Annotated in this window: 5 protein-coding genes; 4 read left to right on the top strand and 1 reads right to left on the bottom strand. The window is 65.1% G+C overall.

Features of this window, described 5'->3' with window-relative positions:
• Positions 1–191 precede the first annotated feature (191 nt).
• From JWZ97_RS09070 to JWZ97_RS09055, 4 genes are all read left to right on the top strand, one after another.
• The gene (locus JWZ97_RS09070) at positions 192–5,093 is read left to right on the top strand and encodes a PAS domain S-box protein (RefSeq protein WP_205434431.1); all 4,902 of its coding nucleotides are present in this window, start codon (positions 192–194) and stop codon (positions 5,091–5,093) included.
• A 66-nt stretch (positions 5,094–5,159) separates the two neighbouring features.
• Complete coding sequence (locus tag JWZ97_RS09065) at positions 5,160–6,176, top strand: two-component system response regulator (protein WP_205434430.1); 1,017 nt, start codon at positions 5,160–5,162, stop codon at positions 6,174–6,176.
• 216 nt (positions 6,177–6,392) lie between these two features.
• On the top strand, positions 6,393–7,469 hold the full coding sequence (locus JWZ97_RS09060; RefSeq protein WP_205434429.1) for a phosphotransferase: 1,077 nt from the start codon (positions 6,393–6,395) through the stop codon (positions 7,467–7,469).
• A gap of 81 nt (positions 7,470–7,550) precedes the next feature.
• Positions 7,551–10,964, top strand: a complete 3,414-nt coding sequence (locus tag JWZ97_RS09055) for a DUF748 domain-containing protein (protein WP_205434428.1) — start codon at positions 7,551–7,553, stop codon at positions 10,962–10,964.
• 38 nt (positions 10,965–11,002) lie between these two features.
• On the opposite strand, the gene JWZ97_RS09050 is transcribed toward JWZ97_RS09055, so the two are convergent.
• Positions 11,003–13,867 carry an AMP-binding protein gene (locus tag JWZ97_RS09050; protein WP_205434427.1) on the bottom strand — a complete coding sequence of 955 codons (2,865 nt, stop codon included), beginning with the start codon at positions 13,865–13,867 and terminating at the stop codon, positions 11,003–11,005.
• Positions 13,868–14,034 lie beyond the last annotated feature (167 nt).

Here is a 14,034-nt window from a genome sequence, read left to right as displayed (position 1 = left end):
CGGTTCGTCGAGAACCCGGGCCGGTGGAAGCCGGTCTGTCGTCGACGAAGCGGTCGATCAGCTTAGCCGTGTTCGCTATCCCTACGGGAATTTATTCCCGCTCGATACGGGCCTGGGGGAGATAGGCCCCGCCTACCCGGTGAGTACGAATAAACACGATGGTTAAGGATAGAGTGATCACAAGGCGTGTCATGAGGATATTCACCAACCCGACCCTGATTCCGCTGGCCCTGTTCGTGGTCGGCTTGGTGATCGCCGGCACCGAGGCTTTCCGTCTGCACGCGGACAATGCCGCTTTGGCACAGACGCGCTTCGACGTTCTGGCGGATCGCGTCGCAGGCCAGTTGACGGCGCGCCTGCAGACCTACGAATACGGCCTGCGGGGCACACGAGGGGCCGTCATCGGCGCCGGCGGCACGACGATCACCCGCCAGCGCTTTCGTCTATACAGCGATTCCCGCGAGCTGGCCCGCGAATTTCCCGGCGCCCGGGGTTATGGCTTCATCCGTCGCGTGGCGCCCGAGCAAAAGGACGACTTCGTGTCCTCGGCGCGCGACGACGGCGCCCCCGGTTTCGCGATCCAACAGCTGGAACCCCATGCGGGCGACCTTTTCGTCATCCAGTACATCGAACCGGAGGACGCCAACCGCGAGTCCATCGGTCTGGACATCGCCTCGGAATCGACCCGGCGCGACGCGGCTATCTCGGCGATGCTCAGCGGCAAGCCCACGCTGACCGGGAGCGTCACGCTGGTGCAAGCGCCCGGCCGGGCCAACCGGGGCTTCCTGTTGCTGTTGCCGGTCTATCGTCTGGGCGAAACGCCGGTGACTCCGGGCCAGCGCATGGCCGCGACCTTGGGTTGGGTGTACGCGCCGCTGGTCATCGACGAGATCCTGGCGGACTTCGATTTTCACGAACAGGAGTTCACCCTCGCTTTGACCGATGTCACCGACAGCGAAGCGCCGGAGTCCTTCTTCCGCTCTCCGGGAAACGAGCGGGCGGAGGTCGACGGCCTGGTCAAACGGATACCGATCGCGGTCTTCGGCCGCCAATGGCAGGTCGAGGTCAAGGCGCTGCCGGTGTTCCTGACCCGCCTGAACCTGTTCAGCCCGGCGGCCGCGACCAGCTTCATCGCGTTGCTGGCCGCCTTGCTGGCCCTCCTGCTCTATGTCTATCTGCGCAGCATAAGGCGGCGGCTGCATGCCAGCATCGCGCGGTCGCAACTGGCGGCGATCGTCGACAGCACGATAGACGCCATCATCGGCAAATCGCTGGACGGCCGCGTGACCAGTTGGAACAAGGGCGCCGAAGCGCTGTTCGGATACACCGAACAGGAGGCCGTGGGCAGGCTCCTGACCGATCTGATCGTGCCGCCGGACCGGCTGGCCGAGGAAGCGGAGCTCCTGGCCCACATCGCACAGGGTGAATGCGTGGCTCATTTCACCAGTGTGCGCCGGCATCGCGACGGCCGGCTCATCGACGTGTCGGTCGCGGTGGCCCCCATCGTGCGGTCCGATGGGCGTGTCGTGGGCGCGGCCAAAACGGTGCGCGATATCACCGACAGCAAACGTGCGGAAGAGCGTTTCCGGCGAGTGTTCGAAGCGGCGCCCAACGCCCTGCTGATGGTCGATCGCATGCGCAGGATCACGCTGGTCAACCGCGGGATAGAGGAGATGTTCGGTTATACGCGTGAGGAGTTGGTGGGAGAAACCGTCGAAATCCTGGTCCCCGCGAATTTTCGCAATCATCATCCGGCTCAGGTCGACAGCTATTTCCGCTCGCCCAAGGCTAGGGCTATGGGCGCTGGCCGCGAGCTGTACGGGGTCCGCAAGGATGGAACCGAGGTTCCCATCGAGATCGGCCTCAATCCCGTCGACATGCTTGACGACTTGTACACCCTGGCATCGATCATCGACATCACCGCGCGCAAGCAGGCTCAGGAGCGGATACTCGCCCTCAACGCCACGCTGGAACAGCAGGTCGTCGAGCGCACTGCTCAACTGCAGGCTTATGCGGCCCTGCAGCACGCCATATTGGCCAACGCCGGCAACGCCGTGATCGCGACCGACACACGCGGCACGATCACGGTGTTCAACCCCGCCGCCGAGGCCATGTTGGGCTATCGCGCCGACGACGTGATAGACCGGACCACGCCGGAGATTTTTCACGACCGGCAAGAGGTGGCGGGCAAGGCGGCGGCCCTCACGCGAGCCTTGGGCAGGCCGATACCCCCGGGTTTCGAGGTTTTCGCCGCCGCGGCGCGGCAGGAGGGGGGCAATGTCAGCGAGTGGACCTACATCCGCAAGGATGGCCGGCGCCTGCCGGTCCTGTTGACCGTCAGCACGCTGCGGGAGGATGGCGGGCCCATCATGGGATATCTCGGCATTGCGGTGGACCTGACCGAGCGCAAACGCAGCGAATCCCTGCTCGCCGAACAGGAGGCGCTGCAGAGGAAGAACGCGGAGCGTCTGCAACTGGCGACCGAAGCCGCCGGCGTCGGGGTGTGGGAATACGATTTGACGACAGGACAGCTGTCCTGGGACGACTCCATGATCGCGATCTACGGCAAGGATAGAGCCACCTTGGCCAACGCCTACGCAACCTGGCGCGACAGCGTGTTGCCCGAGGATCGGCCTGCCGCGGAAGCCGCGCTGCAGGATTCGATAGAGCGCGGCCGGCCGTTCGACACCCGTTTTCGCATCCGCCGCGGCGACGGCGAGGTGCGCGTGATCCGCGCTCTGGCCCGGGTGCATCACGACGAATCCGGCCGGGCCACCCGCATGGTCGGCACGAACGAAGACATCAGCGCGGACGTGGCTGCCCAGGAGGCCCTCAGGGACGGCACGCAGCAACTGGAAAAAGCGAATGCCGAGCTGATGGATGCCAGGGCTCAAGCGGAACACATGGCGCAGGTCAAATCCGATTTCCTGGCCAATATGAGCCATGAAATCCGTACGCCCATGAATGCCATCCTGGGTCTGGCCTATCTCCTGGGCAAAAGCGAACTGTCGCCGCCGGTGCGGGATATGGTGCAAAAGATCCACCATGCCGGCCGTTCCTTGCTCGGGCTGATCAACGACATCCTGGACTTTTCCAAGATCGAAGCCCAGCGCCTGAAAATCGAGGAAGTGCCCTTCGGCCTCGGCGAGGTGCTGGACAATGTGGCCACCATCATGTCCTCGGCCGTCGGCGCCAAGGGCATCGAGGTGGTCGTAGGGTCCGCCCCGGCCGGTTGCGACGCGCTGAAGGGCGACCCCTTGCGGCTGGGCCAGGTATTGATCAATCTGACCAGCAATGCCATCAAGTTCACCGAGCAGGGCGAAGTGGTCGTCGCCATCACTCGCGTCGACAACGGTGGCGATAGGGTCCGCTTGAGCTTCGCCGTGCGCGACACCGGCATCGGCATTCCGCTCGACAAGCAGAAGGAAATTTTTTCTCCCTTCGCGCAGGGAGACACGTCCACCACCCGCCGTTTCGGCGGCACTGGCCTGGGTTTGGCCATCAGCCGTCGTCTGGTGGAGTTGATGGGCGGCGAACTCCGCGTCGCGAGTACGCCCGGCGTGGGCAGCGAGTTTTCCTTCGAGATTTCCTTCGAAAAGATCGATGCGAACGGTTGCGCGACGCCTTCCATGGCCTTGCAGCGCGTGTTGATCGCCGATGACCACGCGCTGGCGCGCAATATGCTGACCGAGCGGGCGAACAGTCTCGGCTGGAACGCGGAAGCGGTCGATTCGGGCCGTGCCGCCATCGCATCCGTCGAGGACAGCCGCACATCCGACAAGCCGTTCGACGTATTGCTGCTCGACTGGCGCATGCCCGAGGTGGACGGTCTGGCCGCCGCCGCCTCGATCAGGGACATGCTGGGGGACGAACAGCGACCCATCATCGTCATGGTGACGGCTCACGATCGCGAGCAATTGATGGCCCAGCCCGGCAGCGAGTTGGTGGACGTCATCCTGACCAAGCCGGTCACCAGTTCCTGCTTGTACAACGCCGTGCTGGAAGCGAAAAGTCGCCGGGGCGATCTGGGGCAGGCTGTCGAGACCGCTGCCGTGCAGCGTCTCGCCGGTCTGCACGTGCTGGTGGTGGACGACAGCGAGATCAACCGCGAGGTGGCCTGCCGCATCCTGGAGGGCGAGGGCGCGAAGGTCGAACTCGCCGTGGACGGCCGGGACGCGCTGACGCAGTTGTCGGCCGATCCCCAAGGTTTCGACATCGTTTTGATGGACGTGCAGATGCCCGTCATGGACGGTTACGAAGCGACGCGGGAAATACGCCAGACGCCGGCGCTGGCCCAGCTTCCGGTCGTGGCTTTGACCGCGGGCGCCTTCCGCAACCAGCACGACGCCGCGCTCGCCTCCGGCATGGATGGCTTCATCGCCAAGCCTTTCGTCGTCGAGGACTTGGTTGCGTTGCTGCGGAATCTGACGCGCGGTTCGCACGACCGTCCTTCGGCGCCGTCTGCGCCGCCCGCAGAGCCGGCGTCCGACGCGGCCCTGCTTCCTCTGATGGCGGTCGATCAGGGCCTGAATCTCTGGGGCGATGCGGCGGTCTATCGGAAATACCTGCGGACCTTCGCCCACAGCCACTGCGGCGACGGCCACGCCATCGCCGAAGCATTGAAGAATTCCGAGCGCGATGCGGCCGCGGCGATTGCGCACAAACTGCGTGGGGCCGCCGGCTCGCTGGCCTTGTCCCGGGCCGCCGGCATGGCCGGCGCCATCGAACAGACGCTGCGCGAAGGCGGCGAAGCGTCCAGTCTGGCCGAGGCCCTCCACCTCGCGCTGGACGAAACGCGTCGCGCGATCGCCGAATACGCCGCCGAGGACAGTGCCCAGCCGGCAATCGCGCCGGCGAATGCCGACAGCCGGGAGTTGCTCGGGCGTTTCTTAAGCTTGCTCGACAGGGACGACCCCGGCGAGGTCGAGCCGCTGCTGTCGGAGCTGGCCGTCGTTCTGTCCGCCGGGCAGGTCGGCCAGTTGAGGGAGTTGATCGATGCCTTCGATTTCCGCGGCGCCGAGGCGTTGACCCGAACGCTGCTCGCGGCGCTGGACAGTCCACGAGATACGGAATCGGGCCTTACGGCTCGATGATTACGGGATGCTCCGAGTCCCTCGGGGCGGATTGACGCTGGGTTTTTTAACGACAGGAGTCAGAGGATGCCCCAGGTTTCCATCTTATGTGTCGACGACGAGCCCAATAACTTGGCGCTCATGCGCCAGGTTCTGCAGCATCATTATCGGCTGGTGTTTGCGCGCAGCGGTGTCGAAGCCCTGCAAGCGGTGGCCAAGCATAATCCGGCCTTGATCCTGCTGGACGTCCAGATGCCGGACATCAACGGATATGAGGTCTGCCGCCGGTTGAAGAGCGAATCGCGGACCGAGGATATCCCCGTCATCTTCGTGACCGGCCTGTCCGACGAGGTCGACGAGCAGGCGGGTTTCGATGCCGGCGGCGTGGATTACATCACCAAGCCGATTTCACCGGCCGTCGTTCGCTCCCGCGTGCGCACCCATCTGTCCCTGGTGCGTGCCGCGTCGCTGGAAGCCAGTCATCGCGCGGCCATTCATATGCTGGGCGAAGCCGGCCATTACAACGATACCGACACCGGCGTGCATATCTGGCGCATGGCAGCCTATAGCCGATTACTGGCCGAGGCGGTCGGCTGGGACGAGGAGAAGGCCAGCCTGCTCGAACTGGCCGCGCCGATGCACGATACCGGCAAGATCGGCATTCCGGACGCGGTATTGAAAAAGCCGGCCAAGCTCGAGCCCGACGAATGGGCCATCATGAAAACCCATCCCCGGATCGGCCACGAGATCCTCCGCAAGAGCGATGCCCCGGTTTTCCAGCTCGCGGCCGAGGTGGCCTTGCATCATCACGAAAAATGGGACGGCAGCGGCTATCCCCAGGGCCTCGCCGGCACCGACATTCCCGAGAGCGGGCGCATCGTCGCTGTGGCGGACGTATTCGACGCGCTGACCATGAAACGGCCGTATAAGGATGCCTGGCCGCTGGAACGCGCCTTGGCGACGCTGGACCAGGCCTCCGGGGTACATCTGGAAAGCCGCCTGGTGGATGCATTCAGGGGCCTCTTGCCCAAGGTGCTGGCCGTCAAGAGCCATTGGGACCGGCAGGAGCAATTGCCCGAGGCCGACCGGTCGCCCTGGAGTTGAGGCAAAGTCCGGGACGGACCGAACGCGGCGCCCCGGCGGACATTTTTCCCCCATGACGGGCACGCGCCTGCTCGCGATTCCGTAACATCATTTAGACTATGGGACTCCATCATGCCCCGGCAGATCAGACGCCCCGTTTACCGCGCAATAGGGCGCGTCCGGCTGCGGTTCTTAGGTTCCATACTCGAAATTTGAGCGAGCGGATAAGCGAGCCGGATGAACTCCAAGCAGAATATACTCGTGCACGGGCCCAGTGATTTGAGCGTGCCTTGGGCCCAGCGTATCGTCAGTCACCATGCGGCGGATGCCCGGGTGTCGGACGTACAACTTCAGTCCGTCGACGTCGGCACCACTACCCGGTTTCGCGTGGTGGTCGAGCACGATGCGCCCGACCGCCTGCCCACGCGCTGGTTCGTCAAGGTGCCGTCGACGACGCTGAAATCCCGCGTCGTCACCGGCTTGCCGCGCTTCATGCATAAGGAAGTGCGATTCTATAGGGACGTGTCGCATTCCGTGCCGGTCAAGCTGGCCCCGAGCCTGGCGGCTCAGAGCCGGTTCGGTCGGGGAGCCACCCTGGTATTGTCCGACGTGACGGAGTTCGGCGGCGTGCCGGGTAATCCATCTGATGCATTGTCCTTCCGGCAGGCCTCTCAGGTGGTCGAGCACCTCGCGCAATTCCACGCCCAATTCTGGAACAAGCCGGCACTCGTTCACCGGCATCGCTGGTTATCCGGTTCGGTGTCTGCGGAAGACGTTCTGGGAACCGTCATGGCCGTGCCGCTGATGAAGCGGGGATTGTCGCTCGCGGGCGATCTGGTCCCGGCCGGGTTTCACGCGCCTGCACTGCGATATGCCCGCCGTCGCCGCGAAGTCATGCGGCGGCTGGCGCTGGGTCCCAAAACGCTGGTCCACCACGATTGCCATCCGGGCAACCTGTTCTGGACTTCCCAGGGCCAGCCGGGGTTACTGGACTGGCAATTGGTGCGGATGGGGGAGGGCATGGGCGATGTCGCCTATTTCCTGGCCACCTCGCTGGAGCCGGAATGCCGCAGGGCGCACGAAGAAGCGCTGCTGGATCTCTATTTGTGCGCCCTCGAAAGGCACGGCGTCGCCGAACTGGACGAGGTCCAGGCCCGGCTGCGTTATCGCGCGCATCTCGCTTATCCGTTCGAGGCTATGCTGCTGACGCTGGCGATAGGCGGCTTGATGGATCTCGACAGCAATCTCGGCCTGATCCGCCGGGCGACCGCGGCGGTGACGGATCACGACGCATTCGGCGCCCTGGCGATATAGACTAGGCTACGGGGGAGGCGAACCGCTCGCCGCTCCCCGTGTTCCGAACTCGCGTATCGCATTCAGGAGATCTGCGCAGCCATGAACAGGTTCGTCCAGCGCCTCAACACGCCATGGCTATGGGCAATTCCGGCGGCCCTGGCGGCCTACGCTCTCGTCGGTTTCCTGCTCCTTCCCGCGTTGGCCCGACATTACGTTCCCAAGCTGTGCGCCGAGATCCTGCATCGGCCGGTTTCCATCGCCGAATTCGGGTTCAACCCGTTTTTGTTCACCCTGGACGCCGGTAGCGTGGTCTTGGCGGAACAGGACGGCACGCCGGTATTCAGGCTGCGGCGTTTGTCGCTGGATTTCGAACTGGAAAGCCTGTTCCGCGGGGCCTGGACCCTGGGTGCTTTGCGCCTGGACGGGCCGGAGCTGAATCTGCAGGTCGATCCCGACGGGCAGTCCAACCTCGGCAGGATCCTGGAGCCTTTGGTGCCGAAAGAAGCCTCTCCGCCCGCAGCGGCGCCGACGCACTTTCTTCTGAAACACCTGGTCCTGGCCGGCGGCTCGCTGACTTACCAAGAATCTTCTTCCGCCGGATACTCCCAGACCGTCAGCGCCATCGAGGTGGAACTGGGTGGCCTCTCGAATTTGCCGGATCATGTGGCGTCCTATCGTTTCGCGCTGATGGCGGCCGAAGGCGGGCGCCTGGAAGGGCACGGCGATCTGCACCTGGAGCCGCTGCGCAGCGGGGGCGAATTGCGGCTGACCGACCTCGGTCTCGCCATACCGTGGAAATTCCTGCGCACCCGCTTGAATCTCGCCGAACCGGAAGGGACCCTGACCCTGTCCGCCCGTTACGCCTACGCCCAGACCCAGGATGCACCCGGTCTGCGCATCGAGGATCTAGGCCTGGAATTGAGCAAGCTGCGCTTGGCCCTGGCCAATGCAAACGATCCCCTGCTCACCCTGGATTCGCTCAAGCTCGAGCGCGCGAGCTTCGATCTGGCCGGCCGAACCCTCAGCCTCCCGGCGCTCGTCGTCACAGGCGGGCAAGTCGCGGCGGACGTCGACGCGAAGGGAAGCCTGGACTGGCAAACCCTCTGGAAGGACGAAGCGGGTGAGGCGAGTTCCTCCGCGACTGCCGCACCCGATACCGGGCAGGAAGCCCCCTGGCGCTTGAAGCTCGACGCCTTCAAGCTGAACGACCTGGCCCTGCGCTACTCCGATGCCAGCCGCCGGCGCCACTACGTCGCCAGCGTCGGCCGCCTGGGGCTGGAACTGTCGGCCGAAGCCGAAATCGGCGGTGTGGCGCCGAAAGTCCGGGTCGATGGATTCACGGCCGGGCTCAAGGATCTCGCACTGAAGGAAAGCCGTAATCCGGTTTCGCTGTTCAGCCTGGATGCCCTGGATCTCGCCGGCGGCAGACTGGATCTCGAAAAGCGGGAAGCGGAGATGGGGCGGCTGGCGCTCGCGGGAGGTGGCGCGCAAATCGTGCGCGACCGGGATGGATCCTTCCCTCTGGCGGATCTATTCGCGGCCAAGACGCCCCCGGTACCGACGCAGCCCGACGCGCACGAAAATCCTACTCCCGGCTGGAGTTTCGTTCTCCACGAACTGGCCTGGCGCGGCACGGTGTTGGCGTTGAGCGACGAAAGCTACAGCCCGGCCGTCGCCTACGACGTTCAGGACACCGATATCAAGCTGAGCGGCGTCAGCCTGGACGAAAAACAGCCCATCGCCTTCGAGGCGGGATTCAAACTCAAGCAGGGCGGAAACTTCCGTGGGGCCGGTTCCATCTTCGAGGGCGGCGGGCGCGTGGAGGCCAAGGTGCACGCGGAGCGCCTCAATCTCGGGCCCCTGCATCCATTGGTAAACCGGCTGACCGTACTCAAGCTGGGCAAAGGCGATTTGTCCGGCGACCTCAGTCTCGCTTATCGTCGGGGCGAGCGGGGGCCGGTGGTCAAGACGACGGGAACGGCGGGAATCGGCGATCTGCTGTTGAGCGATGAGAAAGACGGCCAGCGTTTCCTGTCCTGGAAACGGCTCACGGCCGACGGTGTGGATTTCAGCCTGTCGCCGGACCGCCTGTCCATCCGCGAGGTTCGCATCGTCGAGCCGGGCGCCCGGATCGCGATCGCCAAGGACAAAACGACCAATCTGCAAACGGTACTAAAAACCGGTGCCGCCAAACCCGCCCCGAAATCCCCGGTCAAGACGGCGAAGAAAACCGCGCCGGCTGCGGAAAAGCCCTTCCCGGTGACGGTGGAACGGGTCCGGATCGACGACGGCATCGTCGATTTCAGCGATCTCAGCCTGGTGATCCCGTTCGCGACGCAAATCCACGATTTCGACGGCACGGTGACCGACATTTCCAGCCTGCCCGAAGGGCTCACCCATCTCGCCTTGTGGGGGCGGGTGGGCGAATTCGGCGAGGCGCGGGTGGAGGGTAGTCTCAGGCCCGCGGCAATCAAGTCGCTTGCCGATATCAAGGTGATTTTCCGCAATGTCGAAATGGCCTCGCTGTCACCCTACAGTGCCACGTTCGCGGGGCGCAAGATCCAGGCCGGCAAGCTGAACCTCGATCTGCTCTACAAGATCGAGAACAGCCGGCTCAAGAGCGAAAACAAGATCGTGCTCGACCACTTCACCCTGGGCGAACGGGTGGAAAATCCCAATGCGGCCGATCTGCCTCTGGATTTGGCCGTCGCTTTGCTGACCGACAGCGAAGGCAAGATCGACGCCACGGTGCCGATCGAAGGCGATGTGGACAGCCCCGAGTTCGGCTACGGCAAGCTGCTCTGGAACGCTTTCACCACCCTGCTTGAAAAAGCCGTGACCGCGCCGTTCCGCGCCCTGGGCTCGGTCTTCGAAGGGGAGGAAGAGGCGTCCTTGCGGGCCGTTGCCTTCGCGCCGGGGAGCGCCCAGATCCCGCCTCCCGAGCGGGAAAAACTGCAGCAGGTCGCCCGGGTTCTGGCGCAGAAGCCCACGGTGAAGTTGAGCATCTACGGCGGCTACGACGCCGATGAAGACGGCAAGGCCTTGAAAGCGCTGCATGTGCGCCAGGCGGTGGCCCGCCAGCTTGGCCAGACGGTGGACGCCGGGGCCGATCCGGGGCCCTTGTCGTTTACCAACGCCAAGACCCAAGCGGCTTTGGAAGCGTTGGCGGTCGCGCGGGGAGGGCGCAATGCCCTGGACAAGCTGCAGGCCGACATCGAAAAGGCCAAGGGCCGCAAGCTGGCGAAGGTCGGTTTTCTGAGCGCGCTCCTGGGGATGGCGAGCGAGGACCAGGATTACTACGAAAGGGTGTTCCAACAGTTGGCGGAATCGGAAGCCTTGCCCCCGGGGGAACTCGAAAACCTGGCCCGGCTACGCGGACAGGCCATCGTGCAGGAGTTGTCCGGACCGAAGGGGCCGGATCGGTCGCGGATCGCGACGGGCCGGATCGAATCCGCGTCCGCCGACAAGGCGCGGAATGTGCCCACCCGACTGGAGCTGGGAGCAACCGAATGAGCGCATGGATGCGCGCTTAGTCGTCGCGGGCGCAGATTCTATTCCGCGATTCCTGGCGACGACGGACGCGCACGCTCCAGATCGGGTTCGCCGCAGTGACGCAGTATGCGCGCGCGGGCCGCGTCCCGCAGCAGCAGGGATGCCTGCCAAGGATCGCCCGCCGACGCGCATAGCGCCGTGGTATCGATGGGTTTGCCTAGGGTTACGGCTATCGCCCCCGGGCGGGGAAACCAAGTGTCTCCGCGCAGCATGGCGCGGGTGCCGCGCAAGGCCACCGGTATCACCGGAACGCCGGTTTCCACGGCCGCGGTGAAGGCACCCAGATGGAAAGGGCGCAGTCCCGGCATGCGGGTGAAGGTACCCTCGGCGAAATAGGCCAAAGTCCGTCCGCGCCGCAAGATGCCGGCCAGGCGTCGGGCATCGTCGGCGCCTTTTTCCGCTTCGAACCGCTCCACGAATTCCGCGCCGATGCGAGTCAGCGCCAGGCCCAGTCTCTTGTCCCGCCCCAGTTCGGCCTTGGCGACGAAGCCCATCGTCCTGGGAATGGCGGCTATCAGGACATAGGCGTCGAGATAACTCGCATGATTGGACACCAGGACGAAGGCCTCTCCCGGCTTCGGCAGGTTTTCCAAGCCGACTACCCGCAGGGGCGTGCGGGTCAGCGCGCGCAGCAGGCGGATCGCGGCACGCATGACGCGCCAGCGCGCGTCCAGGGTCGGCAGCAGCATCACGGCCGACCACACCAGCGGCGCCAGTAGTCCGAAGATCGCCCATCCGTAAGCCGCGAAGCCGAGTTCGAACAGCCGGCCGCGCAGCCGGCGTCCCCGTGCGGCGAGGCCCGCAAGCCTCAGTCGGATGCGCTCCGTCCACAAACGCCCGCGCGGCCGGCCGATCACGCCATTTTCGTAGAGCGCGCGGATGGCGGCGCGCCGCACCTTGCCGCTGGAGGTTTTCAGCACCGCCCCCGGCGGCGCCAGGACGACTTCGTCAGCGGGTTCGCCGATCAGTTCGCTCACGGCGGTATTGATGCGGGCGCGCAAGTCCTCACGCTGAAGAGGGTCGTGCAGCCGGGTCTCGGCGATCACCACCAGCCGTTCGGTGCCGGCTTCCGGATTGCGCACACCGACCGCGGCGGCGCTTCCCTGACGCACTCCTTCGATACCGCCCACCGCCTGTTCGATCTCCTGGGGGTGGATGTTGCGGCCGGCGCGGATGATGAGGTCCTTGATCCGGCCGGTGACATACAGCTCGCCGTCCACCACGTAGCCTAGATCGCCCGTGTCCAGCCAGCCGCCGTGGAACAGCGAGCGGGTATGTTCGCTGTCGCGAAAATAGCCGCTGGTGGCGGAGGGCCCCAGGAATTGGATGTTCCCTTGTTGCCGGTCGGGAAGTTCGCGGTCCCGGTCGTCCACCACGCGTATCTGGTGGCCCGGCAGCGGCGCGCCGCAGGCCACGAAGCGGAGCGGATTCGGGTCGGACTCTCCGGCGGGGATGGCCCGCCCTAAGCGAGCGAACGGTTCGCGCCGTACGCGGTCGATCAAAGGACCCCGGCCGGCCGGCGGAAAAGCCAGGCCGACCGAGGATTCGGCCAATCCGTAGACCGGCCACATGGCCTGGGCTTGGAAGCCGAATGGACGAAAGCGCTCGATGAAGCCGTCGATGGTTTCGGGGCTCACGGTTTCGGCGCCATTGAAGGCGCAGCGCCAGGATGACAGGTCCAGTCCTTCGAGGTCGCGCGGTTCGAGTCGGCGCCGGCACAGCTCGTAGCCGAAGTTGGGTGCGGACGACAAGGTGCCGCGGTAGCGGTGTATGGCCCGGAGCCAGCGCTGGGGGCGCGACAGGAAGCTCATCGGCGGCATGATCACCAGGGGAAAGGCGAAATAAAGACTGCCCAGCCAGGCGCCGATCAGACCCATATCGTGGTAGAGCGGGAGCCAGCTCACAAAGACATCGTCGGGCGTGGAGTTGACCGCCGCCCCCATGGCGCGGATGTTGGCGATCAGGTTGGCATGGCTCAGCACCACGCCCTTGGGCTTACCCGTGCTGCCGGAGGTGTATTGCAGAAGGGCGGTGTCGCGGGCGTTGACCTGGGGCTCCACCAGCTCGCCGGAGCTGGCCGACAAGTCCGCCACCGAGGTCACCGCCTGCAGGGAGACCAGCCTGTCCTGCAGCATGCCGGCAAGCGCCTGGACCTCGGGAACGGTGATGAACAAGGGGGCCGCGCAGTTGGCCAGGATGGCGATATGGCGGATGAGATGTTCTTCCAGTTGGGACAGGCGGGTCGGCGGATAAATGGGAACGGGGATGCCGCCGGCCAGCAGCGCGCCGAAGAAAGCGAAAAAATAGTCGGCGCCCGTGGGCAGCATGATGGCCACCGCCTGGGCGGGCTGCAAGCCCTGCGCTTGCAGGCCTATGGCCACCGCCATAGCACCCGCCTTGAGCTGGCGGTAGGAAAGCGTCTCGCCTTCGCTATCGTCCTGGTAGAAACGGATGTGAAGCCGGTCGGGGTGCCGGGCGACATGCCAGTTCAGCGTCTGGATGAGCGTCGTGGCCGTCGCCGGGGTGGGTTCGGCTGCACCCAGTGTCAGCTTGGAGATGTCCGCAATCGCGCTCCCGGCCTCCGACGGCACCGCCCGCAGCAGCGCGCGCAGCAGATCACGTGGGGTTTCGGCCTCCGCGAACAGCCGCTCGGGCAAGACCGCTTCGAAACGCCGCTCGATGCGGCTCAGCAGTTCCACCCGGCTCAAGCTGTCCAGCCCGAGGTCGGTGTCCAGGCTGGAATCCAGGTCGAAAATCGGGAGTGGCCCCCGGCCCGGATGGAGCTCGTGGACAAGTTCGTCCAGCACCGCCAGAAGATGTTCGGCAGCGTCGCGTTCGGGTCCTTTAACCGCGGTTTCGTTCATGGGGGCCGCCTGTCGGGTAGCTAGGCCGGCATCGTGCCATAGACCTTGGGCAAAATAGAAATTCCTGCGTAACGATGGTTTTTTCAGTCGTCCCTCCCGGGGCCGGCCGGGGCATGACGACGGGCGGACTTGTCGTCGAGACCCTGTTAACCTTACGCGGCTGGCGC

It is taken from the genome of Methylococcus sp. EFPC2, assembly GCF_016925495.1.
In the GTDB taxonomy this organism is placed as follows: Bacteria; Pseudomonadota; Gammaproteobacteria; order Methylococcales; family Methylococcaceae; genus EFPC2.
The sequence above is the reverse complement of the archived record's forward strand: the minus strand, read 5'-3'. Positions and strand labels throughout refer to the sequence as shown.